Source organism: Mesorhizobium terrae (assembly GCF_008727715.1).
Classification (GTDB): domain Bacteria; phylum Pseudomonadota; class Alphaproteobacteria; order Rhizobiales; family Rhizobiaceae; genus Mesorhizobium; species Mesorhizobium terrae.
On sequence record NZ_CP044218.1, the window covers coordinates 2,549,431 to 2,575,326 of the forward strand.

Here is a 25,896-nt window from a genome sequence, read left to right on the forward strand (position 1 = left end):
GCTCTTCGAAATCCACTGGCAGCTGTATGGATTGCCTTGCCCTTGCGAGGGACGAGGGTGTCGTTGGTTGCTGGCGAGCAGTGGCTTCGCGATGCACCGGAGTTGAGCTATCGTTCGCTGGCTTCGGGTTTGGGGGGAACATGCGGGCAAGCTGGCTTTTAGCGTCTATCCTGATTTGCTGGGCGTTCGCGGCACAGGCTGCGAGCAAAACCGACAAGGAACCTGTTGGCGACGATGTGACCAAGCTCATCAAGGAGTTCATCGAGCGCGACTTTTATAAACCGGTCGATTTTCCGTCGTTCGCCGGCAAGCATCCGACAAATGCGGATATCGACAAGGCTTTGGCCGATCTGCACGCATCTCATACGCACCGCTTCATGCCCGGAACCGTCGATTATTATGAGGTGGCGGGTATCTACGGGCCTTGGAAAAGTATCTACCAGTCGGTGTTCCCACCAGACGGCGAAGCCAAATACGACGGTATCGCGTTTAACACGGCCATCATTGACGGCAAGCGTTTCGTCACCGACGTGTATGATGGAGCAGCGGCACAGAAAGCTGGAATTCTCGTCGGCGACGAGCTTCTGGCTGTCGATGGCAAGCCTTTCGACGAGATCGGGTCATTTAAGGGTAAGGCGGGGAAAGTCGTGGCTGTCACGGTGAGGCGCGCCGCCAATGCGCAGCCCATGAATATACCGGTGACGGTCACTTCAATCCAACCCGTCAGGATGTATTTCGACGCTTTGAGAGCCAGCGGTCGGATCGTAGAAAATAGCGGCTATGAGATAGGCTATCTAAGGCTTTGGACACTTGCATCCCGGCAGACCAATGACGCTGTGGAAGCGATGCTGCGTGATGGGATTTTGAGCGGCGCTCAAGGTTTGATCCTTGATCTACGGGGGCGCTGGGGTGGGTTTTCGAGCGAACTTCCGACAATGCTACTGGAGGATTTTTCGGATATATCCATCACGATGCGAGATGGGCAAAGTTTCCCGTGGCAAACGGCGTGGCGCAAGCCAATTGTTGTCCTCGTCGACGAGGGAACACGCAGTAATAGCGAGGTGTTGGCCTGCGCAATCAAAAGGCGCGGCTTTACCCTCATTGGCAAGAAAACCGCAGGGGCTGTGTTGGGTGGACGCGCCTATTTGCTCCCGGACAATAGTCTTTTGATGTTGGCCGCCGGGACGGTCCGAGTTGACGACGAGGTTCTTGAGGGCAAAGGCGTGATGCCAGACGAGATTGTGGAGACGCTCGTTCCCTATGCGATGGGAGACGATCCGCAACTCCACGCCGCGATAGGGGAAATGACGAGACAGCTTTCCGGCGTCAGTCCTTGGCGCCGGTTCCTGCCCCCGGAGCGAAGACGCTGCGCGATGGAAACTAGCACGACATCGAACTGAACAAGCGCTACCTCGGCGCAATCACCTCGGTCGGCACCACCAGTCGCTGCATCGGCGGGGCGGCCATGTCGGCGATGCGGCGCATGACGGCGGTGGCGAGATCGCTGCCGGCGAGGCGGAAATCCTCGTGCACGACATGGATTTCCGGCCGCACCAATTGCAGCAGGTTGAAGGATTCCTTGGCGACGAGGTCAACGTCGCGGCCGAGCTTGAAGCCGGCCGCCTCGATGCCGGCGATCAGCGCGAAGGTCGGCCCGCCGGCGCCGCAGACGATGCCGTCCGGCCAGGCCGTGCGGCGCATCAATTTGATCGTGTGGCTGCGGATCTCGTCGATGGTGTTGTCGCTGGCGACCGCCGAGAACGGCGCCTCGCTTTGGCCGTGCTCGGCCATCTCGTCGATGAAGCCGTCGCGCATGTGACGGTGATAGTTGAGCGCGGGGGGCGGCGCCAACAGCGCCAGGCGCTTGCGGCCGAGTTCGGCCAGCCGCCGCACCGCCAGCCGCGCGAAGGCGTAATTGTCGAAGTCGTGATAGGGATGCTCGATGCCCATCGAGGTGCGGCCGTGGGCGGCGAAGGGGAAACCGCGCTCGGTCAGATAACGCACGCGCGGGTCCTGCGGCTCGGTGCGCGAGATGATGATGCCGTCGGCAGAACCGGTCTCCACCACGTAGCGGATCGGCTCCATCGGGTCGTTGTTGTGCGAATAGGGCGTGACGACCAGGTGGTAGGGCGTCGCCGCCAGCTGCTCGGAAATGCCGTAGATGAAATCGGATAGGAAGCCGCCGATCTGCTCTGAGGTGTTGAGCACGACCGAGATGACATTGGTCTTGCCGGTTCGCAGGCGCACGCCGGCGCGGTTCGGGCGGTAGCCGATCTGGCGGGCAACGAGCTGTACGCGCTTGCGCGTCTCGGCGCCGATCTCCGGTGCGTCCTTCAGTGCCCGCGACACGGTGGTGACGCCAAGGCCGGTCATGAAGGCGAGCGTCTTCAGCGTCGGCCGGCCGGCCTCCGTCTCGTCCTCGTCTCTATTGCGGCTCGATCTGTCCATGGCCCTGCCCGCAGCGCGCATATCAGCCGCCGATGACGACGACAATCGTCGAATGTGTCGCCTGGCCCTGCGCACCGTTGAAACACTAATATACTGAAACGTTACAGATATTCCAGATGGTGACTGGCCGACGGGGCGGTTTCCGGTTCGCAAGGGCCCTGGAATGGCGTCGTTTGCACCGCAATAACCGATATTGCGCCGCGAAATCGATTGAATGCTCCATAAATGTCGAATTTTGTCGATCTTCGAAAAATAGTCCGGCAGCGTCGACCGGCGGGTATTGCCATGGCGGCGCAATTGCCTTATCGAAAATCTGTAACGTTTCAGATTTTGGGAGGAATCGAAATGAGACAGATGATGACGGCGGCCGCGCTGGCCGCCGCAACCGCGCTCAGCTGCGCCGGAACTGCTTACGCGACGGATCTCGAAGTAACCCATTGGTGGACGTCGGGCGGCGAGGCCGCGGCCGTCGCCGAACTCGCCAAGGCATTCGACGCGACCGGCAACAAATGGGTGGACGGTGCGATCGCCGGCTCCGGCGGCACGGCGCGCCCGATCATGATTTCCCGCATCACCGGCGGCGACCCGATGGGCGCCACGCAGTTCAACCACGGCCGCCAGGCCGAGGAATTGATCCAGGCCGGGCTGATGCGCGACCTGACCGATGTCGCCACCAAGGAAAAGTGGACCGAAGTGGTGCGGCCGAAGAGCCTGCTCGATTCCTGCACGGTCGGCGGCAAGATCTATTGCGTGCCGGTCAACATCCACTCCTGGCAGTGGCTGTGGCTGTCCAACGAGGCCTTCGCCAAGGCCGGCGTGCCGGTGCCGAAGAACTGGGACGAATATGTCGCCGCCGCGCCCGCGCTGGAAAAGGCCGGCATCGTGCCGCTCGCCGTGGGCGGCCAGGCCTGGCAGGCGGCCGGAGCGTTCGACGTGCTGATGATGGCGGTGGGCGGCACCGACGCCTTCCTCAAGGTGAACAAGGACAAGGACGCCACCTTCGCGGCCGGGCCCGAGATCGCCAAGGTGTTCAAGGCGGCCGACGCCGCCCGCAAGATGGCCAAGAACACCAATGTGCAGGACTGGAACCAGGCGACCAACATGGTCATCACCGGCAAGGCCGGCGGCCAGATCATGGGCGACTGGGCGCAGGGCGAATTCCAGGTGGCCGGCAAGGTCGCCGGCAAGGACTACACCTGCCTTCCCGGGCTTGGCATGAACGCCACCATCGCCACCGCGGGCGATGCCTTCTACTTCCCGCTTTTGAAGGACGCCGACAAGGCCAAGGCGCAGGAAGTGCTGGCCGAGACGTTGCTCGACCCCAAGACGCAGGTCGCCTTCAACCTGAAGAAGGGTTCGCTGCCGGTGCGCGGCGACGTCGACCTCACGGCCGCCAACGACTGCATGAAGAAGGGGCTCGACATCCTCGCCAAGGGCAGCGTCATCCAGTGGACCGACCAGCTTTTGTCGCAGGACACGCAGAAGCAGAAGGAGGACCTGTTCTCCGAATTCTTCGCCAAGCAGGACCTGACCGTCGAGGAGGCGCAGAAGCGCTTCGCCGCCATCATCGCCAAGGCGGACTGATCCTGGTGCGCCCCATCCTCCCGGTTTCCGGTTCCGCCGCCATCGTGGCGGGGCCGGAACACCTAGAGGCTCGACAGACCCATGGCGGGTGACATCATGGCCAGCGCAACCAAGCGACCGAGCAGACTGTTCCGCAACCTCAGCGCCAAGATCGCCTCGGTGCCGATGGTGCTCACCGCACTGGTCATCTTCGTCGGCGGCACGGCGTGGACGGTGTTCTACTCCTTCACCAATTCCAAGCTGTTGCCGCGGCTGACCTTTGTCGGGCTCGACCAGTATGAGCGGCTGTGGGCGACACCGCGCTGGCTGGTGTCGATCGAGAACCTGGCGATCTACGGCGTGCTGTCGCTGATCTTCTCGCTGGTCATCGGCTTCGTGCTGGCGGCGCTGCTCGACCAGAAGATCCGCTTCGAGGACACGCTGCGCACCATCTTCCTCTATCCCTTCGCGCTGTCCTTCGTCGTCACCGGCGTGGTCTGGCAATGGCTGCTCAATCCGGATTTCGGCGTGCAGGCGGTGGTGCGCTCGCTCGGCTGGACAAGCTTCACCTTCGACCCGCTCTATAATTCCAGCATCGTCATCTACGGCGTCCTGATCGCCGCGCTGTGGCAAGGCACCGGCTTCGTCATGTGCCTGATGCTGGCCGGGCTGCGCGGCATCGACGAGGACATCTGGAAGGCGGCGCGGGTGGACGGCATCCCGGCCTGGAAGACCTATCTGTTCATCGTCCTGCCGATGATGCGGCCGGTGCTCATCACCACGCTGGTTATTATCGCGGCCGGCATCGTCAAGGTCTACGACCTCGTGGTGGCGCAGACCAGCGGCGGGCCGGGCATCGCTTCCGAGGTGCCGGCCAAATATGTCTATGACTACATGTTCTTCGCGCAGAATCTCGGCCAGGGCTTCGCCGCCTCGACGATGATGCTGCTGTCGGTCGCCATCGTCATCGTGCCTTGGGTCTATCTCGAATTCGGGCGGAGGCGCTGACCATGGCTGTGTCCGCCACTCTGCCGGCAGCCGAGGGTCCGCGCGGACCCAAACCCCGGCACGCCTTCTCGCGCCGCAACATCTTTCTCTACGGCACGCTGTTCGTGGTGGCCGCCTATTACCTTTTGCCGCTCTACGTGATGGTGGTGACGTCGCTGAAGGGCATGCCGGAAATCAGGCTCGGCAACATCTTCTCGCCACCGCTGGAGATCACCTTCGAGCCCTGGGCGAAGGCGTGGGCCAGCGCCTGCACCGGCCTCAACTGCGATGGGCTTTCGCGCGGTTTCTGGAATTCGGTGCGCATCACCGTGCCCTCGGTGATCCTGTCGATCGCCATCGCCTCGGTCAACGGCTACGCGCTCGCCAACTGGCGCTTCAAGGGCTCGGAGCTGTTCTTCACCATCCTGATCGTCGGCGCCTTCATCCCCTATCAGGTGATGCTCTACCCGATCGTCATCATCCTGCGCGAAATCGGCCTCTATGGCAGCCTGACCGGGCTGGTGCTGGTGCATTCCATCTTCGGCATGCCGATCCTGACGCTTCTCTTCCGCAACTATTTCGCTTCGTTGCCGGAGGAACTGTTCAAGGCCGCGCGCGTCGATGGCGCCGGCTTCTGGAGCATCTACCTGCGCATCATGTTGCCGATGTCGGTGCCGATCTTCGTCGTCGCCATGATCCTGCAGATCACCGGCATCTGGAACGATTTCCTGTTCGGCGTCGTCTACACGCGGCCCGACACCTATCCGATGACGGTGCAGCTCAACAACATCGTCAATTCGGTGCAGGGCGTGAAGGAATACAACGTCAACATGGCCGCCACGCTGCTCACCGGCCTGGTGCCGCTGATCGTCTATTTCGTCTCCGGCAAATTGTTCGTGCGCGGCATCGCGGCCGGCGCGGTGAAAGGCTGAGCATGGACGCAACCGCCAACACCAGCGTTTCCATCCAGGAGCTGTCGCTGAATTTCGGCACGGTTTCGGTGCTGCAATCGCTCAATCTCGACATCGCCGAGGGCGAGTTCATCGTGCTGCTCGGACCGTCGGGCTGCGGCAAGTCCACGCTGCTCAACTGCATCGCCGGCCTGCTCGACATTTCCGACGGCCGCATCTTCATCAAGGGCAAGAACGTCACCTGGGAGGAGCCGAAGGACCGCGGCATCGGCATGGTGTTCCAGTCCTATGCGCTCTACCCGCAGATGAGCGTGGAGAAGAACCTCTCCTTCGGGTTGAAGGTCGCCGGCACGCCGAAGGAAGAGATCGGCAAGCGCATCGCGCGGGCCGCCGAAATCCTGCAGATCGAGCCGCTTTTGCAACGCAAGCCGGCGGCATTGTCCGGCGGCCAGCGCCAGCGGGTGGCGATCGGCCGGGCGCTGGTGCGCGACGTCGACGTGTTCCTGTTCGACGAGCCGCTGTCGAACCTCGACGCCAAGCTGCGCTCGGAACTGCGCGTCGAGATCAAGCGCCTGCACCAGCGGCTGGCCAACACCATGATCTACGTCACCCACGACCAGATCGAGGCGATGACGCTGGCCGACCGCATCGCCGTCATGCGCGGCGGGGTGATCCAGCAGCTCGACGCGCCGCAGGCGATCTACAACCGCCCGGTCAACCGCTTCGTCGCCGGCTTCATCGGCTCGCCCGGCATGAATTTCGTCGACGGCAGGCTGGAGGACGGCGACGGCGGCTGGCGCTTCACCTCAGGCGATTTGACGGTGCCGCTCTCCACCTACGCCTTCGACCGCCAGCCGGTTGCCGGGCCGGCGGTGCTCGGCATCAGGCCGGAGCATATCGGCCTCAATTCCGGCTCGGGCTGGCCGTTTTCGGCCAAGGCCAATGTCGATGTCGTCGAGCCGATGGGTTCCGACACGCTGGTCTGGGGACGGCTCGGCGCGCAGAGCCTTTCCGTGCGCGTGCCCTCCGAGCGGGCGCCGCGGACCGGCGAACAGGTCGAGATCGGCTTCGATCCGTTGCGCGCCTCGCTGTTCGGCGAAGACGGCAACCGGCTCTGACCCTCGAGACCTCAAAAATCCACCCCGACAAGCAGACCCCCCAGCAGAATGGACAGGAAAATGGACTGGTCATTTCAACTCTACAGCGCCCGCAACTTCCAGCCCTGGGACAAGGTGCTGAAACTGCTCGGCAGCCTGGGCTACGCGCAGGTCGAAGGTTTTGGCGGGGTCTATGACGACCCCAAGGCCTTCCGCGCCGAGCTCGACAAGAACAAGCTTGCCATGCCGACCGGGCATTTTTCGATCGAGGCGCTGGAGCATGATTTCGAGGGCGTGCGCAAAACGGCCGACACGCTCGGCATCAAGCTGCTGATCTGCCCCTATCTGGTGGCGGAGGCGCGTCCGGCCGACACCGCCGGCTGGCGCGGTTTCGGCGAGCGGTTGGCCAAGGTCGGCGAGGCGGCCAAGAAGGCCGGCTACACCTTCGCCTGGCACAATCACGACTTCGAATTCAAGGCATTGCCGGACGGCTCGATCCCGCAGGAGCACATCCTCTCGGCGGCGCCCAATATCGGCTGGGAGATGGATGTCGCCTGGGTAGTGCGCGGCGGCGCCGACCCGCTGCCCTGGATCGAACGGCATGGCCGGCGCATCGCCGCCGTCCACGTCAAGGACATCGCCAAGCCCGGCCAGGGACTGGACGAGGATGGCTGGTCGGATGTCGGCCACGGCACCATCGACTGGTCGAAGCTGACCAAGGCGCTGAAGCAACGCAGTGCCGCCAAATATTTCATCATGGAACAGGACAACCCGAACGACATCGAGCGTTTCGCGCGCCGGTCGATCGAAGCGGCCAGGGCTTTCTAGGAGAACGACGATGGCAAAGAAACTGGGGATCGGCGTCATCGGCGCCGGCAACATTTCGGCGGCCTATTTCAGGCTGGCGCCGCTGTTTCGCGGCATCGAGATGCGGGCCTGCGCCGACATCAACATGGATGCCGCCAAGGCGCGGGCGAAGGAATTCAAGCTGCGCGCCGCGACGGTGGACGAATTGCTGAAGGCCGACGACATCGACATCGTCGTCAACCTGACCATTCCGGCCGTCCATTACGAGGTGTCCAGGCGGGTGCTCGATGCCGGCAAGCATGTCTATTCGGAAAAGCCGTTCGTGCTGTCGCTGCAGGAGGGGCTGGACCTGCGCAAGCGGGCGGCGAAGAAGGGCCTGCGCATCGGCTCGGCGCCGGACACCTTCCTTGGCGGCGCGCATCAGCTGGTGCGCAGCCTGATCGACGAGGGCAAGGTCGGCGAGATCACCGGCGGCACCTGCACGGTGATGAGCCACGGCATGGAGCACTGGCACCCGAATCCGGACTTCTTCTTCCAGCCGGGCGCCGGCCCGGTGCTCGACATCGGCCCTTATTACGTCACCAACCTGATCCAGCTGATCGGCCCGGTCAGGCGGGTCGCGGCGCTGGCCTCGATACCGGCCAAGCAGCGCACCATTTCGTCCAAGCCGCGCGCCGGCGAAAAGATACCGGTCAACACGCCGACCACCATCCACGGCCTTTTGGAATTCGCCAATGGCGCGGTGGTGACGCTGAACACCAGCTGGGACGTGTGGAGCCACGGCCACGCGCCGATGGAGCTTTATGGCGAAAGAGGCACGGTCTTCGTGCCGGACCCGAACTTCTTCGGCGGCGAGGTCGTCTACACCAAGGAAGACAAGCCGGTGAAGGGGCTGCCGAAATGGCCGCATCCCTTCGGCGTCGCCAATGAAAAGCACGGACATGGCATGATGGCCAATTATCGCACGGCGGGTCTGGCCGACATGGCGCTGGCGATAACCGAGGGCCGCCCGCATCGCTGCTCGATGGAACTGGCGCTGCATGCGGTGGATGTGATGACCAGCCTGCTGAAATCCGGCGAAACCGGCAAGTTCGTGACCATGCAGACGACCTGCGAGCGGCCGGCGGCGCTCGGCGTCAAGGAAGCCAAGGCGCTGCTGGCCAAGAAGTAGAATTCCTCGGGACGGCAGTTTGTCTGAGCCGCCGATTGAACTATAGCTGCGTCCTTCGGGGTTCGCCTCGAAGGACGCATTCGTTTGCGGAACATCCTATCCAAGGAACCATGATGCCATACGCTCCCGCCGCCGACCGCTATCAGTCGATGATCTACAACCGCTGCGGCCGTACCGGCCTGAAGCTGCCAGCGATTTCGCTGGGGCTCTGGCACAATTTCGGCGAAGACACGCCGCACCGGGTCAAGCGCGCCATCTGCCAGAAGGCGTTCGATCTCGGCATCACCCATTTCGACCTTGCCAACAATTACGGCCCGCCGCCCGGCTCGGCCGAGGTTGCCTTTGGCGAGATCCTGCGCGGCGATTTCGCCGGCTATCGCGACGAGCTCATCATCTCGACCAAGGCCGGTTACGAAATGTGGGACGGGCCCTATGGCGAGTGGGGCAGCCGCAAATATGTGCTGGCCAGCCTCGACCAGAGCCTGAAACGGATGGGGCTCGACTATGTCGACATCTTCTATTCGCACCGCTTCGACCCGGAGACGCCGCTGGAAGAGACGATGGGCGCGCTGGACCACGCCGTGCGTTCGGGCAAGGCGCTTTACGCCGGCATCTCGTCCTACAATTCGCAGCGCACCCGCGAGGCGGCCGACATCCTCAAGCGACTTGGCACGCCCTGCATCATCCACCAGCCCAGCTATTCGATGCTGAACCGCTGGGTGGAGGAAGACGGGCTGCTCGACGCGCTGGACGGGCTTGGCATCGGCTCGATTGTGTTCTCGCCGCTGGCGCAGGGCATGCTGACCGACAAATATCTCGGCGGCGTGCCCGAGGGCAGCCGCGCCACGCAGGGCAAGTCGCTGCGCCAGTCCTTCCTGGACGAGCCGACGCTGGCCAACATCCGCGGCCTCAACGCGATTGCGCAAAAGCGCGGCCAGACGCTGGCGCAGATGGCGCTGGCCTGGGTGCTGCGCGGCGGCCGCGTCACCTCCGCACTGATCGGCGCCAGCCGGCCGGAGCAGGTCGAGGATTGCGTCGGCGCGCTGAAGAACCTCGAATTCAGCGAAGCCGAGCTTGGCGAGATCGACCGCTTCGCGCGCGAGGCCAACATCAATCTGTGGGCGGCTTCGTCGGAACGGGCGGGCGCGGCCAGGAAGTGATGGGATAGCGGGGGGCGGCTTCTCTGCCCCGCACTTCCTCATGTTCAGAGCCGTCGCTCCCCTCGCCGAAAAACAGGCCGGTGGCAAAATCGGCGATTCATGCTTATTTCTGGGGCAGACGGCTGGCCGGTCCATACGGCACGCCGCCGGAAAGAGTATCGAGGGTGGGATGATGACGGCAAAAAGCGTGCTGACCAAGAACCAGCAGAGCGTGCTGGAAAAGCTGGAAGCGGCGAATGCGCCACTGAGCGCCTACACGCTGCTCGACCAGCTGCGCGAACGCGGTTTTCGCGCGCCGCTGCAGGTCTACCGCGCGCTCGATACGCTGATGAAGGAAGGCTACGTGCACCGGCTGGAAAGCCTGAACGCCTTCGTCGCCTGCGCCGACCCGCACGATCATGGCCATGCGCATGGCCACAGCCATGGCATGACCGCTTTCGCCATCTGCGACAGCTGCGGCCAGGTCACCGAATTCTGCGACGAGAAGATCGGCGAAAAGCTGAGCGACTGGGTTGGTTCGTCCGGCTTCGTCGCCAAGAAGGCGGTGATCGAGTTCCGCGGCACCTGCGCCAAATGCCGGACCGACGCGGCGGCGTAGTCCCTTCGATCGCAGCGACCATTCTCCCGGCTGGTCAGTCGACGCCGGCATGCTCCAGATATTGCGGCAAATCGTCGGTGATGGTGAACCAGGGCGCCTTCGAACCGACGAAGATGTGATGGTCCGGGCGGATCGACGGCGCGTCGATCAGCGTGCCCATCGCGACATGAGCATAGGCGTTGTCGTGCACCACCGAATAGAGCAGCGAACCGCATTGCGCACAGTGGCGGTCATGGGCGGCGTTTCTGTCGCCGAAGATCAGGAGCTTGTCCTCGCCCCTGGTCAGGCGCAGCTTGTCGACCTCGATGCCTGCGAAGGGCTTGAAGGCGGCGCCCGTCGCGCGCCGGCAGCCCGAGCAGTGGCAGTTGGCGGCGTAGCCGAACGCGTCCTCGACCTCGTAACCGACGGCTCCGCAGAAGCAGCCGCCGGCAAGCAGTCGGGCTTTTCCTTCCGACCGGTCCATCGCGCCGGCCTTAGTGCGCCTCGTCCCAGTTGTTGGCGGCGCGGGCGTCGACCTGCAGCGGCACCGACAGCGAGACGGCCGGCATGGCGGCGTTTTCCATGATGTCGCGCACGACCGGGATGGTCGCCGCGACTTCCGCCTCGACGGTTTCGAAGATCAGTTCGTCATGCACCTGCAAGAGCATGCGGGCTGACAATTTCGCCTTGGCCAGCGCATCGTCCATGCGCACCATGGCGCGGCGGATGATGTCGGCTGCGGTGCCCTGCAGACGCGCATTGATCGAGGCGCGCTCGTTGAAGGCGCGCACCGAAGGATTGGACGAGCGGATTTCGGGATAGTGGATGCGGCGGCCGAACACCGTCTCCACATAACCGTGCTCGCGCGCATATTCCTTGGTGGTGTCGATATAGTCGCGGATGCCGGGGAAGCGCTCGAAATATTTCTTGATGTAGGCGCCGGCCTCCTCGCGCGGGATCGACAGTTGGTTAGCCAGCCCAAAGGCCGAGATGCCGTAGATGATGCCGAAATTGATGGCCTTGGCGCGGCGGCGCACTTCGGACGGCATGCCTTCCACCGGCACGTTGAACATTTCCGACGCGGTGACGGCATGGATGTCGACGCCGTCGGCGAAGGCCTGCTTCAGCTGCGGGATCTCGGCAACATGGGCAAGCACGCGCAGCTCGATCTGGCTGTAGTCGGCCGAGATCAGCTTGTTGCCCTTGTCGGCGATGAAGGCGGTGCGGATCTTGCGGCCCTCGGCGGTGCGCACCGGAATGTTCTGCAGGTTCGGATCGGACGACGACAGGCGCCCCGTCGACGTCGCGGCGAGCGCATAGGAGGTGTGGACGCGCTTGGTGTCGGGGTTGATGAAGCCGGGCAGGGCGTCGGTATAGGTCGACTTCAGCTTGGTGAGCTGGCGCCAGTCGACGATCTTGCGCGGCAGTTCGTGGCCTTCGGCGGCGAGGTCTTCGAGCACCTGCGCCGAGGTCGACCACTGGCCGGTCTTGGTCTTGGTGCCGCCGGGCAAGCCCATGCGGCCGAACAGGATGTCGCCGAGCTGCTTGGGCGAGCCAATGTTAAAGCGCTCGCCGGCGAGCACATTGATCTCGTCCTCCAGCCGCGCGGCGCCCTGCGCCAGCTCGCCGGACAGGCGCGACAGGATCTGGCGGTCGACCGAGATGCCGCGCTGTTCCATCTTGGCCAGCACCGGCACCAGCGGCCGCTCCAGCCGTTCATAGACCGACACCATGCCTTTGGCGGCGAGGCGCGGCTTCAGCACCTCCCAGAGCCGGAAGGTGACGTCGGCGTCCTCGGCGGCGTAGGCGGTCGCCCGGTCGATGTCGACCTGGTCGAAGCCGACGAAATTCTTGCCGGAGCCGGCGACATCCTTGAAGTGGATCGTCTTGTGGCCGAGCCACTTCTCCGACAGCGCGTCCATGCCGTGGCCTCCGGAGGTGCCGGCGTCGAGCACGTAGGAAATCAGCATGGTGTCGTCATAGGGCGCGACGTCGATGCCGTGCCGGTTCATGATGACGAGGTCGTATTTCAGGTTCTGCGCGATCTTGAGGACCGAGCGGTCCTCCAGTAGCGGTTTCAGCGCGGCCAGCGCGTCGCGGATCGGGATCTGGTTCTCGACCAGTCCGCCGCCGAGCAGGTCGTCGCGTCCGCTCTTGTGGTTGAGTGGCACATAGGCGGCACGGCCGGCGCGGGTGGCGAGCGAGAAGCCGACCAGCTCGGCCTGCATCGGGTCGAGCGAGGTGGTCTCGGTGTCGAAGGCGACAACGCCTGCTTCCGTGGCTTCCGCCACCCAGGCCTTGAGCGTGGCGACGTCGCGGATCGCGGTGTAGGCGGTGGTGTCGATCTTTGCGGCGACGGCGGCCTCGGCGCGCTGGGCCGAAAGTTGCGAGGGCGTGTCCTGCCCCTCACCCTTACCCTCTCCCCGTAAGGACGGGGAGAGGGGGGCGCCAGCGCTGGTGCTTCCCCCTTCTCCCCGTTCTTTACGGGGAGAAGGTCCGGCAGGGGATGAGGGGCCGCCCGCCGAGCCGACATCCGGGCCATGCACGTCGGGACCGAGTTCGACGGCAACAGTTGCCGCCTCGATCTCGCCGGCCTCGGTGCCGGTCGCTTCGGCGACGCGGCGGGTCAGCGTTGAAAATTCCATGGCCTTGAGGAAGGCGATGAGTTTCGGTCCGTCCGGCTCCTGCAGCACGAATGCGTCGAGGCCCTCGGTCACCGGCACGTCGATCTTCAGCGTGACGAGATCGCGCGAAATGCGCGCCTTGTCGGCATTGTCGATGATCGACTGGCGGCGCTTGTCCTGCTTGATCTCGCCGGCGCGGGCGAGCAGCGTATCGAGGTCGCCGAACTGTTCCAGAAGCTGCGCGGCTGTCTTCGGGCCGATGCCGGGCACGCCCGGCACGTTGTCGACCGAGTCGCCGGTCAGCGCCTGCAGGTCGATCATCTTTTCCGGCGGCACGCCCCATTTCTCGATCACTTCGGGAATGCCGATCTGGCGGTCCTTCATCGGGTCGTACATGCCGACGGCGGGACCGACGAGCTGCATCAGGTCCTTGTCGGACGAGACGATGGTGGCGTCGCCGCCGGCCTCGCGGGCGAGGCGGGCATAGGTGGCGATGAGGTCGTCGGCCTCGAAGCCTTCCATCTCGATGCAGGGCAGGTTGAAGGCGCGCGTCGCCTGGCGGATCAGCCCGAACTGCGGGATCAGATCTTCCGGCGGCGCCGAGCGGTTGGCCTTGTATTCAGGATAGAGCTCGTTGCGGAAGGTCTTGGACGAATAGTCGAAAATGACGGCGAAATGGGTCGGCACGATGCCGACGTCGGTGTTGCGCGCATCCAGCATCAGCTTCCACAACATGTTGCAGAAACCGGACACGGCGCCCACCGGCAGGCCGTCGGATTTGCGGGTCAGCGGCGGCAGCGCGTGATAGGCGCGGAAGATGTAGCCGGAGCCGTCGACAAGGAAGAGATGATCGCCTTTTTTCATGGCCGATACGGGTAGCCCGGCAATGGGCGGCTGTCCATGGTTTAGGCCACCGTGCCGCCGTCTCCTGACAAGTCGTTGGCCCGTGTCGGGTTGCAGGCGCCTAGAGAGGCGCAAATCGCTTGGAGATGGTCTCGGGTCCGTCGCGATAGTCGGTGAAGCCGATCCCCTGGTAGAATGCCTGGCCGCCGGTATTTTCCTTGCGGATGGTCGCATCGATGAAGCTGACGCCGGCCATCTTCGCGGCCTCCGACGTGTGGGCGAACAATGCCCGTCCAGCGCCTCTCTTGTGGGCATGAGGATCCACGAAGGTCGCGACAATCCCCCAGTCGGCCGGCAACCGGTCGCCCGGCCAATCGGGGTCGGACCATTCGAGCGACTGGAACCCTAGCAACTGCGACCCTTCGAGCGCCACGAAGCAGCTGATTCCGAGCTGTGGCGAGATGAAGTAATCGACGATGCGCTGCTCGTCGAAATGCCCACGGTGCGCCGTTGTCCCACCGATTTCGACGATTTCGTTCAGGATTCGCGCCATCGCGCCCGCGTCTTGCGGCAGGGCGGCTCGGACATGCAGGGGCATGGATCGGTCATTCCATCTTGATTTGCCGGCCATTTTGATTTGCCGGCCATAGTGATTGCTGGATTGTCGGAAGTTAGGTGCCCCACGCCCCTTCTGCAAAGGGTGGGATGCTCACAACTGACATTGGTCGGCGGATGGTGAAGGTCGATCGCCGCTGGCGGATCATGTCGAAGATATTCTCGAGGTTCTCAACAAGGATCCGGCGACGACCTTCGTGATTATCGACGAGGTCATAAACGAGGTCGAAACGAGGTATTGGGGGCATCGGCGGCCTGCCCGTCGAACAACACCGACAAAAGATTGCCGGCAATCCACCAAAGGGTTGAGACCCTGTTCCAGACCTAGCCGTGCGGCCGTTGCCGGCACAACAACGGCGGACCTGGCACCGGCCCGAAAGGCCGATCACCACCCCTCACGGGCATGTTACAAAAGTGTAATGTTGGCGCCCTTGAATCGCCATGTTCGCGACCACAAATATGACCCATCGGCAGTTTTCGCCGAAGTCCGGAACAAGGCCCGTCCCCCGCCTATGCCGGACACCTGCGGCAGCCTTTCCCCCTCTCCGGGCTGCCGCATTGTTTCGAGTAGCGCCGCCGTGGTTCCCCCTCCACCACGGCGGCACTTTTTTGGGAGCAGGATCATCCCCGACACAGCCCAGAAAACCGCGACCGGGAAAACCCCGAAGGCCGCAAAACGGCGCGCCCTGCTGCTCGTCAACGCCAAGGCGCGGCGCGGAGACATGCCGCTCGACGGTATTCTCGACCGCTTGCGGGCCGGTGGGCTGGACGTGACGGTGGAGCCGTTCTCGGCACTGCCTGAACTTGCCCGCGACATCACCCGGCTGCGCGAACAGGCCGACTGCATCATCATCTGCGGCGGCGACGGCACCGTCTCGTCCGGCGCCATGGCGGTGATGGAAAGCGGCCTGCCGATGGGCATACTGCCGATGGGCACCGCCAACGACCTTGCCCGCACGCTCGGCCTGCCGATGGACATCATGCAGGCGACGGACGTCATCGTGAAAGGCTACCAGCGCCGCATCGACCTCGGCTCGGTCAACGGCCATGCCTTCTTCAACGTCGCTAGCATCGGGCTCTCCACGCAGCTCGCGCAAGGGCTGCGGCCTGAATTGAAGAAGCGTTGGGGACGGCTCGGCTACGCCATTGCCGCGGCGCGCGTGCTCTACAAGGCGCGGCCCTTCACCGCCTGGATCCGCGAGAAGGGCGAGATGGTCAAGGTGAAGACCTTCCAGATCGCCGTCGGCAACGGCCGCCATTATGGCGGCGGCAATGTCGTGGAGGCGAGTGCCGCCATCGACGACGGCTTCCTCGATCTCTACAGCCTGGAAATGCGCAATGTGTGGAAGCTGGCGCTGTTGCTGCGCTCGTTCCGCTCGGGCACGCATGGCGCCTGGAACGAGGTGCGGACGGCGCGCTGCGTGCAGTTCGATGTCACCACCCGTACGCCGCAGCCGGTGAACACCGACGGCGAGATCGTGACGTCGACGCCGGCCTCCTTCCTCGTGCATCCGGAAGCGATCGCGGTCTATGCGCCGGAAGGCACCGACGACTGACAGACTGCCTTGAAATCGATGATGCCGGGCTGCAAATGGCAAGCCGCTGCGCTCCGATGCTCACGTACTGAAAGTACGCTCCGCTTCGGTGCTCGCGCCTCGCCATTTTCGCCTCGGCCTGATCGATTTCCACGCAGTCTTCCAAATTTTCAAACTCCTTCGAAATTGCAGCGGAGACGGAACGGTGAGCCAGAGGGTCGCTGGCGGTTTCCTTCCACAGGCTCTTCCATTAGGGTCGCCGCGGAATCGTCCTTGATTGATCGGAAGGCCCGCAATGACCGCTCTCAGCCCCGTCCTCGACCGTCTCGACAAAAGCCTCGACCAGAGCCTGGCGCGGCTGTTCGATCTGTTGAAGATCAAGTCGATCTCGACCGATCCGGCTTTTTCGGCCGACTGCCGCAAGGCGGCGGAGTGGCTGGTGGCGGACCTCAAGACCATCGGCTTCGACGCCGCGGTGCGCGACACGCCCGGCCATCCCATGGTGGTCGCCCATCACGACGGCCCGGCCGGCGCGCCGCATGTGCTGTTCTACGGCCATTACGACGTGCAGCCGGTCGACCCGCTCAATCTCTGGCACGACGATCCGTTCGATCCCAAGATCAAGGAGACCGAGCCCGGCCGCAAGGTCATCACCGGCCGTGGGTCGGCCGACGACAAGGGCCAGTTGATGACCTTCGTGGAAGCCTGCCGCGCCTGGAAGGCCGAGCACGGTTCGCTGCCCTGCCGCGTCACCATCCTGTTCGAGGGCGAGGAGGAAAGCGGCTCGCCGTCGCTGAAGCCGTTCCTCGATGCCAACGCCAAGGAACTGAAGGCCGATTTCGCGCTGGTCTGCGATACCGGCATGTGGGACGAGACCACGCCGGCGATCACGACGACGCTGCGCGGCCTCGTCGGCGAGGAGATCACCGTCAAGGCCGCCAATCGCGACCTGCATTCGGGAGAATATGGCGGTGCCGCCGCCAATCCGATCCGCATCCTGGCCAGGATCCTGGCCGACATCCATGACGAGACCGGTCGTGTCACCATTCCCGGCTTCTATGACGGCGTCGAGGAGACGCCGTCGCAGGTGCTGAAATCGTGGGAGCAACTGGGCGAGACCACCGAGACTTTCCTTGGCCCGATCGGCCTGTCGGTTCCGTCGGGCGAAAAAGGCCGCTCGGTGCTGGAACTGGTTTGGGCGCGCCCGACCGCCGAGTTCAACGGCATCACCGGCGGCTACACCGGCAAGGGCTTCAAGACGGTGATCGCGGCGGAAGCCTCGGCCAAGGTGTCCTTCCGCCTCGTGCACAAGCAGAATCCCGACAAGATCCGCGCCGCCTTCCGCAAATTCGTCGAGGAGCGGCTGCCCGCCGACTGCTCCGTCGAGTTTCATCCGCATGGCGGCTCGCCGGCAATCCAGCTTTCCTACGAATCGCCCTTCCTGACCAAGGCCAAGGACGCGCTGTCGGACGAATGGCCGAAGCCGGCCGTCATGATCGGCAGCGGCGGTTCGATCCCGGTGGTCGGCGACTTCCAGACCTTCCTCGGCATGGAATCGCTGCTGGTCGGTTTCGGCCTGTCGGACGATCGCATCCATTCACCCAACGAGAAGTACGAGATGAGCTCCTTCCACAAGGGGCAGCGCTCCTGGGCGCGCATCCTCGACGCACTGACCCGCTGAGCAGACCGACCATGAGCAACATCCGTTTTCACAAAAACGACCTGCCCGACCTTGCCCATTACGATGTCGACGCGGTCGCCATCGACACCGAGACGCTGGGGCTGAACCCGCATCGCGACCGGCTCTGCGTGGTGCAGATTTCGCCCGGCGACGGCTCCGCCGACGTCATCCAGATCGCGGCCGGCCAGAAGAAGGCGCCGAACCTCACCGCGCTCCTGAAGAACCGCAAGATCACCAAGCTGTTCCATTTCGGCCGCTTCGACCTTGCCGTGCTCTACAACGCCTTCGGCGTCATGCCCGAGCCGGTGTTCTGCACCAAGATCGCGTCCAGGCTGGTGCGTACCTACACCGACCGCCATGGCCTGAAGGACATCTGCCAGGAACTGCTCGGCGTCGGCTTGTCGAAGCAGCAGCAGTCTTCCGACTGGGCGGCCGAGACGCTGTCGCCGGAACAGCTCGAATATGCCGCTTCCGACGTGCTTTACCTGCACCGGCTGCGCGACGTGCTGGCCGGGCGGCTGGCGCGCGACGGCCGGACCAGGGAGGCCGAAGCCTGCTTCCGCTTCCTGCCGACCCGTGCCAAACTGGACCTGATGGGCTGGGACGAAGAGGATATCTTCGCCCACAGCTGACCGGCGCGGGCTGTCCATGCCGGTGCCGGGCTGATGGAGGCTTGACGATGGCTGCCAGACAACCGATCGCGACCGCGCCCAAGGACGGCTCCAAGGTCACCGTCTACTGGACGGACGGCAACGGCGTGATGAACGAGTCGATCGCGCAATACCGCTCCGCCGAGCGGTTGAAGGCGCTTGGCGGCGATGTCGATCCCAACGATATTGGCTGGTGGGCGGCGATCGACGGCCATACCCAGAAGAAGATCGACCCAACGAGCTGGCGCCCGGCTTCGGGCGACGATGACGACGACAGCTGAGGTTGTCCGCGCTTTTTGAGCTTCGAACGCCCCGAGCTCCGCGAGGGGCAGGATTGCATCTTGCTCCTAGCCCTCGGCATAGCCTCGGGCGTTCGAACCCTTTGAAAGGTCCACTGGACCTTTCAATTCGCCTCCGGCGAACCGGGTTCTCACCCCGCAAGGGGAGAAGGGGCGCCACCCCATGCTTGGCTTTTCCCCGCAGGTTGAATTATCGTTCCGGCATTGCAACCGGGGCCTGATTCGCAGCTTCGGCGCGTTTCAGCCCATGTTCCGGAGGGAATGTCATGGGTGTCGAAAGTCTGATTGTCTTCCTCGTCATCGGCGCGGTCGCCGGCTGGCTGGCCGGCCTGATCGTCAAGGGCTTCGGCTTCGGCCTGATCGGCAACATCGTCGTCGGTATCGTCGGCGCCTTCATCGCCGGCTGGCTGTTTCCGAGACTGGGCATCAGCCTGGGCGGCGGCATCATCGCCTCGATCATCCACGCCGCCATCGGCGCGATCATCCTTCTGGTGCTGATCCGGCTGGTCAAGCAGGCTTGACCAGGTCCAGCAGGCTTGACCGGGTCAACTAGGCTCGACGTACCCAACACGGCCTGACGCGCCAGTCGCGCAGGCCGATCGCTTCCAGGAAGCGCGCTTCCTGGAAATGCTCTTCAGCAAAACCGGCTGTCCCCGTGGCAGGCAGGCCCGACCCCTCAGGCGCTGCGGCGCATCGGCCGTTCGTGGCTGTGGTCGACCGCGTATGGGCCCATTCTGTCATCGACGACCATGCCGCTGATGCGGATGAAGCCGGCGAAAGATCTGCGGGCGTCGTCAGCGCTCAGCTGACCGGCCTCGGCGGCGAGGCAGCAGTTCAGCGCGCAATTGTAGACCGGCCCGCGGCGACCCGCCGGCCACGCCCGCAGAAACGCGGTCGCTTCCTCGACACTGTCAATTTCCTTCATCGGATGACCCGGGCCGTGCGAAAGGCGGACCGGCACGACAAACTGCAGGCGGTTCATGGACTACCTCCCAAACAGTCAGAACGTTTTGATTAGGGCCACTATACTCCAGCATGAGGGCCGAACAAAGGCTCCGTGTCGCAAGAGTGATGTGTGGATTTAAAAATTGAACGGCCCGTCGCAGGGGGTGTTGCGGCGGGCCGTTGCAGAGCATGGAGGGACATGCCTGACTTCGAGTGGGATGAGAATCCCCAGGAAGCGCCCACTAACGGTGGCGGTCGAACAAGGTTCCGATACGTTCGATCACGAAAGAGTTATATAGTCTGTTTTTGCAGAGTAGTTGACGGCTGCCGTCTGCGGTTCCGGCATGAAAAACCCGCCCCGGCGAACCGGGACGGGCGGCAAACGTCTTGAATGTTCTCTAGATGATCGCGTCAGCAGCCGGCGCAGGCTCCTTTGCTGGGGGTGCCGACAGGGCCCTGGCCGCTGGGCTTGCCGGAGCTGGACGTGCCCGTATGCGAGCGCGTGCCCTTGGAACCCGCGGTGAGCAGGACATCGCCCTGTCCGGTCGCTTGCACCGACGGTTTCGGTCCATTGCCCATCATCGGCGCGGCGGCGAAAGCTGCTCCCGACAGCATCAGCGACGCGATGGCCGCAGCCATAATCGTCTTCATGATCTTTCCCTTCATCACTTGGCCCAGGGCCATCCATGGCGCTGAGCAGGCGCCGATGGCGCCGTGTCGCGCCCGCGCCTTCGACGCGACACCGGCGCCTTCAATGAACGGCCTATGAGGCCGGGCACATACGGCAAATGACGTATTTTTGGGCAACGCCCGCGCCTGGTCGGCCGTGTGGTTACCAGACGATAAAGAGCCGGAAGGACGGTGGATTGTTTGTTCCCGCCGGCGCCAGGGTCGAAGTTCTGCCGGCATTCAACAGGTGGTTTGACCTTAACCCTTTGATTTTCCTTTGTTTCGATTTTTAGGCTCTTAACGCGCCCTTAAACCGCCGTATCTACTCTGCAACGGGAGCGCCATCGGCATCGGGACTATCGGCAGCGCATGGCGGACCGCAGGGACAGACGCATCGAACCCAGCTTCGAGGGGACGGCGAAAACGCCTGCCTCGGCTGGTTTTTCGGTCGGTGAAGAGGATCGCGTCGTGCCGGGAAACCGGAAATCCTCCAAAAAGCGTGGCAGCGCCAAGGCGAAGGCGGCCCGTGGCGGCCGGCGCAAGCGCGGCCGCATGGGGCTGTTGGCCAGGCTCGTCTACTGGTGTTTCGTGCTGGCCATCTGGGGCGGCATCGCCGGTGCCGGCATCGTCATCTATTACGGCGCCAAGATGCCGGCGGCGACGACCTGGAGCGTGCCGGACCGCGCCCCCAACATCAAGATCGTCGATGTCGAGGGCCAGCTTGTCGCCAACCGCGGCATGAGCGGCGGCGAGGCCGTCGGCCTCAACGAGATGTCGCGTTATATTCCCGAGGCCGTCATCGCCATCGAGGACCGGCGCTTCTATTCGCATTACGGCATCGACCCGATCGGCTTTTCCCGCGCCGTGTTCACCAACCTTCTCGGCGGGCGTCTGCGCCAGGGCGGTTCGACGCTGACCCAGCAGCTTGCCAAGAATCTGTTCCTGACGCCGGACCGCACCTTGGAGCGCAAGGTGCAGGAGGTGCTTCTGGCGATCTGGCTGGAGCACAAGCACACCAAGGACCAGATCCTCGAAATGTACCTGAACCGGGTCTATTTCGGCTCCGGAGCGCATGGCGTCGAGGCGGCGTCGCGCCGTTATTTCGGCAAGAGCGCCCGCGACGTGACCCTGTCGGAAGCAGCACTCCTGGCCGGCCTGCTCAAGGCGCCGTCGCGCTTTTCGCCGGCGCGCGACCCGAAGGCAGCCGAGGGCAGGGCGCAGGTCGTGCTGGGCGTGATGCGCGACGAAGGCATGATCAGCGACAAGGAGCTGAAGACGGCGATGGCGGCACCCGCGGTGCGCGCGCCGTCCTACTGGACCGGATCCGAAAACTATGTCGCCGACACCGTGGTGGAGGAACTGCCGGACCTGATCGGCGACGTGCGTGGCGACGTCGTGGTCGAAACCACGATCGACATGAACTTGCAGAAGCTCGCCGAGAAATCGATCCGCGAGCTGATCGACGCCAATGGCAAGAAGCTCAATGTCAGCCAGGGCGCGCTGGTGTCGATCGACAATTCGGGCGCGGTGCGCGCCATGGTCGGCGGCTACGACTACGCGACCAGCCAGTTCAACCGCGCCTCGGAAGCGCGCCGCCAGCCGGGTTCAGCCTTCAAGCCCTTCGTCTACATGACGGCGCTGGAGGCCGGCCGCACGCCCGACAGCGTCCGCAACGACGCGCCGATCCGCATCGGCAACTGGTCGCCCGACAATTTCAAGGGCAAATATTACGGCAAGGTCACGCTGGCGACGGCATTGGCGAAGTCGCTCAACTCGGTCGCGGCGCAGCTCACCATGGAAGTCGGGCCGAACGCCGTCATCGACACGGCGCATCGCATGGGCATCCAGTCCGACCTGCAGAACAACACGGCGATCGCGCTCGGCACCTCGGAAGTGACGCCGCTGGAACTGACCTCGGCCTATGTGCCTTTCGCCAATGGCGGCTACCGGCCGGACGTGCATTTCGTGCGCCGCATCACCGACGGCAACGGCAAGGTGCTCTACCAGGCCAAGGAAGCGACCGCGCCGCGCGTGGCCCGCACCGAGATCATCGGCATGATGAATTCGATGATGTCGGGTACGGTCGAGGTCGGCACCGCCAAAAAGGCGGCTTTCGGCTGGCCGTCGGCCGGCAAGACCGGCACCAGCCAGAATTCGCGCGACGCTTGGTTCGTCGGCTATACGGCCAACCTGACCACGGGTGTCTGGTTCGGCAACGATGACGGAACGGCGATGAAGAACGTCACCGGCGGCGCGCTGCCGGCGCAGGCCTGGCACGAATTCATGATGGCCGCGCATGAGGGCGTGCCGGTGAAGCCGCTGCCCGGCACCTGGCGCTCGACGCCGTCCGACGCGATCGTGCAGGACGACATCCCGCTCAACATCGAACCGCCGGCGCCGATACCCGGTCAGGCGGTGCCGACGGCTTCGGCCTCCCAGCCGCAGCGGGCGGTGCGCCAGGCCGGCCAGCGGAACGGCGTTGCCATGCCAAGCGACGACGGCAGCACCGCTTCGATCGATCATCCGGTGCCGCCGGGCGATGTCGGCGGGCCGACGAAGAAGCGCGGAACCTCGATCCTCGACATATTGGGCGGCGGCTGAGGCGCCGCCGGCGGGCAGCTCCTTCGGAGTGCCTTTGCTCTAGCGGGCAGTCCCTTCACGGCCGCTCAGCCTGGCCAGTATCGACACGAGCTGCGGCGCCATCAGGCCGATTTCGTCGAGATGCATGCTGGAGAGCGAGAGCAGGCGCTTTTCGCCCTCCGGCGTCAGCGACAACAGCACGCGCCGGCCGTCATTCGGATCCTGCCGGCGCTTGACCAGGCCCGCTTCCTCCAGCCGGTTGGCGAGTTCGGCGGCGGTGTGATGACGCACCAACAGCCGTGTCGCCAGCTCGCCCACGGACAGGCCGTCGCCTTCGCCCAGCCCCTTGATGGTGAGGATGGCCTGATGCTGCTGGGCGGTCAGGCCGGCCTCGCCGGCCGCCGTTTCGCTGAAGGCCAGGAACTTTCGGATCGCATAGCGGAATTCGGCCAGCGAACGATAGTCGACCTCGCCCGGGTCGGCCGGATTGGGCCGTACGGAGCCCGGCTCGGTTTTTTTGATCACCGGATCGTTTCCTTTCCTGAAATTATATCGTAGTGCGATATAAACTCATCAGCGATTGAAGCCCATATGCCTATATCCACCCAGACCGACAAGCCAGCCGAAGCCACGCGCGCCCGGCCGCTCCCGCCTTCGGCCCAGCACGCCCTGCCGCGACCCGGCGACTTCACCGCCGACACGCGCGTGCTGATGCTGATGGCGGTCGCTGTCGTCGTCGGCACGGCGGCGGTCGGCACGGCCTGGGTTCTGCTCAGGCTGATCACGCTCTGCACCAACATCGCCTATTACGGTCGGCTGTCACTGGAAGCGTTGCCGATCTCCGGTTCGCCGCTCGGCTGGGGGATGGTGGTCGTGCCGGTGGTCGGCTGCCTGATCATCGGCCTGATGGCGCGGTTCGGCTCGGAAAAGATCCGCGGCCACGGCATACCCGAGGCGATCGAGGCTATCCTGATCGGCAAGAGCCGCATCAGCGCCAAGGTCGCGGTGCTGAAGCCGCTGTCCTCGGCGATCTCGATCGGCACCGGCGGCCCGTTCGGCGCGGAAGGCCCGATCATCATGACCGGCGGCGCCGTCGGCTCGCTGATCGCGCAGACGATCCATTTGAGTTCCGGCGAACGCAAGGCGCTCTTGGTGGCGGGCGCCGCTGCCGGCATGACCGCGATCTTCGGCACGCCGCTTGCCGCCGTGCTTCTGGCGGTGGAGTTGCTCCTGTTCGAATGGAAACCGCGCAGCTTCCTGCCCGTCGTCGTTGCCGCGGCGGTGGCGGCAGCCGAACGCACGCTGCTGCTCGACCCGGCGCCGCTGTTTGCCTATGCCGGCCAGATGGCGCCCTCGGTGCCGGCCTTCCTGTCGTGGATGTCCGTCGGGCTGATCATGGGGCTGGGCTCCGGCCTGCTGACAGCGATGGTCTATGGCTCGGAGGACCTGTTCCAGAAACTTCCGATCCATTGGATGTGGTGGCCGATGATCGGTGGCCTCGTCGTCGGCATCGGCGGGCTGATCGAGCCGTCGGCGCTCGGCGTCGGCTACGACAACATCCGCCATCTCCTGTCCGGCGACCTCGTCTTCAAGGCGGCGCTGCTGCTTCTGGTGGTGAAAGCCATCATCTGGGCGGTGGCGCTGGGGTCCGGCACGTCGGGCGGCGTGCTGGCGCCATTGCTGATCTTCGGCGGCGCGCTCGGCGCCTTGCTGACGCCGATGCTGCCGCAGGCCGATGTCGGTTTCTGGGCGTTGCTCGGCATGGCTGCCATGATGGGCGGTACCATGCGCGCGCCGCTGACGGCAACGCTGTTCGGCGTCGAGCTGACGGGCGACCAGCACGCGCTGCTGCCTCTGTTGATTGCCTGCGCCATCGCCTACGCCACCACGGTGCTGCTGCTCAAGCGTTCGATCCTGACGGAGAAGATCGCCCGGCGCGGCCTGCACATCACGCGCGAATACCAGGCCGATCCCTTCGAGCAGACCTGGGTCAAGGACGTGATGGTGAAGGAACCGGACGCGGTCGACGCGTCATGGAGCGTCGGCCAGACGATCGATTATTTCATGAGCACCGAGCACCGCCACAAGAGCTATCCCGTCGTCACCGAGGACGGCGTCGTCATCGCCATGGTCTCACGCGGCGACGTGCTGGCCTGGTTTGGCCAAAATCAGGCGCCCGATCGCGAGGCGATCCTCGAGGACGTGCTCGACCCGAACCTTTTGTTCGGCAGCCCGAACGAACTGGTCGGCCATCTCGCCGACCGCATGGCCGAAAGCGGCATCGGCCGGGTTCCGGTAGTGGATGCCGCGGGCAGGCTGGTCGGCCTCGTCGCCCGCAAGGATCTTTTGGCGGCACGGGCGCGCCGCACCGCCGAGGAGCGCGACCGCGCCAGGCTGCTTGTGGGACAGCGGAAGGTCGGCCGGGTCGAGAAGGCAAAGACGGTCAGGCCTTAGACGCAGGTCCCTTCTCCCCTTGTGGGAGAAGGTGGCCGAGCCGAAGGCGAGGTCGGATGAGGGGTGCTGGACGGAGTACAACCTTACTCATTCGCAAACCAACATCGGGTGGGATGCTAGACGGTGCATGGCCCCATTTCTTCCAACACCCCTCATCCGTCTCGGCGCTACGCGCCGATCCACCTTCTCCCGCAAGGGGAGAAGGGACGCGCTGCCACATCTGCCACGACATGCGGCAGCCCGCTTTGAGGGGAGGAGGAGCGAGCCTGGACAGATCGTC

23 protein-coding genes are annotated in these 25,896 nt (G+C 64.3%); 16 read left to right on the forward strand and 7 right to left on the reverse strand.

Translation table 11 applies throughout. The features are described from left to right. The first annotated feature begins 140 nt into the window (after positions 1 to 140). A complete protein-coding gene (locus FZF13_RS13690; protein ID WP_051515447.1) occupies positions 141 to 1,400 on the forward strand; it encodes a S41 family peptidase in 1,260 nt (419 codons plus the stop codon). A gap of 7 nt (positions 1,401 to 1,407) precedes the next feature. Here FZF13_RS13690 and FZF13_RS13695 read toward each other — a convergent pair whose 3' ends face one another. Continuing rightward, on the reverse strand, positions 1,408 to 2,448 hold the full coding sequence (locus tag FZF13_RS13695; protein WP_024926730.1) for a LacI family transcriptional regulator: 1,041 nt from the start codon (positions 2,446 to 2,448) through the stop codon (positions 1,408 to 1,410). A 345-nt stretch (positions 2,449 to 2,793) separates the two neighbouring features. Between FZF13_RS13695 and FZF13_RS13700 the strand changes: the two genes are divergently transcribed. The 8 genes from FZF13_RS13700 to FZF13_RS13735 all read left to right on the forward strand — a co-directional run bounded on the left by FZF13_RS13700 (position 2,794) and on the right by FZF13_RS13735 (position 10,742). Continuing rightward, entirely contained in the window at positions 2,794 to 4,032 is a 1,239-nt protein-coding gene (locus tag FZF13_RS13700; protein ID WP_024926731.1) for an ABC transporter substrate-binding protein, read from the forward strand. A 96-nt stretch (positions 4,033 to 4,128) separates the two neighbouring features. Then, a complete protein-coding gene (locus FZF13_RS13705; RefSeq protein WP_024926732.1) occupies positions 4,129 to 5,019 on the forward strand; it encodes a carbohydrate ABC transporter permease in 891 nt (296 codons plus the stop codon). A 2-nt stretch (positions 5,020 to 5,021) separates the two neighbouring features. Continuing rightward, positions 5,022 to 5,930, forward strand: coding sequence for a carbohydrate ABC transporter permease (locus FZF13_RS13710; protein WP_024926733.1), 909 nt, complete (start codon positions 5,022 to 5,024; stop codon positions 5,928 to 5,930). Positions 5,931 to 5,932: 2 nt separating this feature from the next. Continuing rightward, on the forward strand, positions 5,933 to 7,027 hold the full coding sequence (locus tag FZF13_RS13715) for an ABC transporter ATP-binding protein (protein WP_024926734.1): 1,095 nt from the start codon (positions 5,933 to 5,935) through the stop codon (positions 7,025 to 7,027). 60 nt (positions 7,028 to 7,087) lie between these two features. After that, entirely contained in the window at positions 7,088 to 7,834 is a 747-nt protein-coding gene (locus FZF13_RS13720) for a sugar phosphate isomerase/epimerase family protein (protein WP_024926735.1), read from the forward strand. Positions 7,835 to 7,844: 10 nt separating this feature from the next. Beyond that, entirely contained in the window at positions 7,845 to 8,984 is a 1,140-nt protein-coding gene (locus tag FZF13_RS13725; RefSeq protein ID WP_024926736.1) for a Gfo/Idh/MocA family protein, read from the forward strand. Between the two features lie 113 nt (positions 8,985 to 9,097). Next, entirely contained in the window at positions 9,098 to 10,144 is a 1,047-nt protein-coding gene (gene mgrA, locus FZF13_RS13730) for an L-glyceraldehyde 3-phosphate reductase (protein ID WP_024926737.1), read from the forward strand. A gap of 172 nt (positions 10,145 to 10,316) precedes the next feature. Next, positions 10,317 to 10,742: a Fur family transcriptional regulator gene (locus FZF13_RS13735; RefSeq protein ID WP_024926738.1), complete on the forward strand. Its 426-nt coding sequence runs from the start codon at positions 10,317 to 10,319 to the stop codon at positions 10,740 to 10,742. A gap of 34 nt (positions 10,743 to 10,776) precedes the next feature. On the opposite strand, the gene FZF13_RS13740 is transcribed toward FZF13_RS13735, so the two are convergent. From FZF13_RS13740 to FZF13_RS13750, 3 genes are read right to left on the reverse strand one after another with little or no spacing between them, the layout of a single operon-like run. Next, positions 10,777 to 11,205: a GFA family protein gene (locus FZF13_RS13740; protein ID WP_024926739.1), complete on the reverse strand. Its 429-nt coding sequence runs from the start codon at positions 11,203 to 11,205 to the stop codon at positions 10,777 to 10,779. 10 nt (positions 11,206 to 11,215) lie between these two features. Continuing rightward, complete coding sequence (polA, locus tag FZF13_RS13745; RefSeq protein WP_395408820.1) at positions 11,216 to 14,422, reverse strand: DNA polymerase I; 3,207 nt, start codon at positions 14,420 to 14,422, stop codon at positions 11,216 to 11,218. Then, the gene (locus tag FZF13_RS13750) at positions 14,310 to 14,786 is read right to left on the reverse strand and encodes a GNAT family N-acetyltransferase (protein ID WP_036253606.1); all 477 of its coding nucleotides are present in this window, start codon (positions 14,784 to 14,786) and stop codon (positions 14,310 to 14,312) included. The genes polA and FZF13_RS13750 overlap by 113 nt, the downstream gene beginning before the upstream one ends. Positions 14,787 to 15,426: 640 nt before the next feature. Between FZF13_RS13750 and FZF13_RS13755 the strand changes: the two genes are divergently transcribed. From FZF13_RS13755 to FZF13_RS13775, 5 genes are all read left to right on the forward strand, one after another. Further along, a complete protein-coding gene (locus FZF13_RS13755) occupies positions 15,427 to 16,359 on the forward strand; it encodes a lipid kinase (RefSeq protein ID WP_275040868.1) in 933 nt (310 codons plus the stop codon). A 274-nt stretch (positions 16,360 to 16,633) separates the two neighbouring features. After that, entirely contained in the window at positions 16,634 to 18,019 is a 1,386-nt protein-coding gene (locus tag FZF13_RS13760) for a M20/M25/M40 family metallo-hydrolase (protein ID WP_024926743.1), read from the forward strand. A gap of 11 nt (positions 18,020 to 18,030) precedes the next feature. Continuing rightward, entirely contained in the window at positions 18,031 to 18,651 is a 621-nt protein-coding gene (locus tag FZF13_RS13765) for a ribonuclease D (RefSeq protein ID WP_024926744.1), read from the forward strand. A 47-nt stretch (positions 18,652 to 18,698) separates the two neighbouring features. Next, positions 18,699 to 18,950: a hypothetical protein gene (locus FZF13_RS13770; protein WP_024926745.1), complete on the forward strand. Its 252-nt coding sequence runs from the start codon at positions 18,699 to 18,701 to the stop codon at positions 18,948 to 18,950. 284 nt (positions 18,951 to 19,234) lie between these two features. After that, a complete protein-coding gene (locus tag FZF13_RS13775) occupies positions 19,235 to 19,489 on the forward strand; it encodes a GlsB/YeaQ/YmgE family stress response membrane protein (RefSeq protein WP_024926746.1) in 255 nt (84 codons plus the stop codon). 155 nt (positions 19,490 to 19,644) lie between these two features. Here FZF13_RS13775 and FZF13_RS13780 read toward each other — a convergent pair whose 3' ends face one another. Both FZF13_RS13780 and FZF13_RS13785 read right to left on the reverse strand, forming a co-directional pair. Further along, the gene (locus tag FZF13_RS13780) at positions 19,645 to 19,950 is read right to left on the reverse strand and encodes a DUF982 domain-containing protein (RefSeq protein WP_024926747.1); all 306 of its coding nucleotides are present in this window, start codon (positions 19,948 to 19,950) and stop codon (positions 19,645 to 19,647) included. Positions 19,951 to 20,324: 374 nt separating this feature from the next. After that, positions 20,325 to 20,564 (reverse strand): hypothetical protein, encoded by a 240-nt coding sequence (locus FZF13_RS13785; RefSeq protein ID WP_024926748.1) that lies wholly within the window; start codon positions 20,562 to 20,564, stop codon positions 20,325 to 20,327. Between the two features lie 387 nt (positions 20,565 to 20,951). Between FZF13_RS13785 and FZF13_RS13790 the strand changes: the two genes are divergently transcribed. Beyond that, positions 20,952 to 23,183 carry a transglycosylase domain-containing protein gene (locus tag FZF13_RS13790; RefSeq protein ID WP_024926749.1) on the forward strand — a complete coding sequence of 744 codons (2,232 nt, stop codon included), beginning with the start codon at positions 20,952 to 20,954 and terminating at the stop codon, positions 23,181 to 23,183. A 39-nt stretch (positions 23,184 to 23,222) separates the two neighbouring features. Here FZF13_RS13790 and FZF13_RS13795 read toward each other — a convergent pair whose 3' ends face one another. Beyond that, a complete protein-coding gene (locus FZF13_RS13795) occupies positions 23,223 to 23,687 on the reverse strand; it encodes a MarR family winged helix-turn-helix transcriptional regulator (RefSeq protein ID WP_244431356.1) in 465 nt (154 codons plus the stop codon). A gap of 66 nt (positions 23,688 to 23,753) precedes the next feature. Between FZF13_RS13795 and FZF13_RS13800 the strand changes: the two genes are divergently transcribed. Further along, a complete protein-coding gene (locus tag FZF13_RS13800; RefSeq protein WP_024926751.1) occupies positions 23,754 to 25,616 on the forward strand; it encodes a chloride channel protein in 1,863 nt (620 codons plus the stop codon). The last annotated feature ends 280 nt before the right edge of the window (positions 25,617 to 25,896 follow it).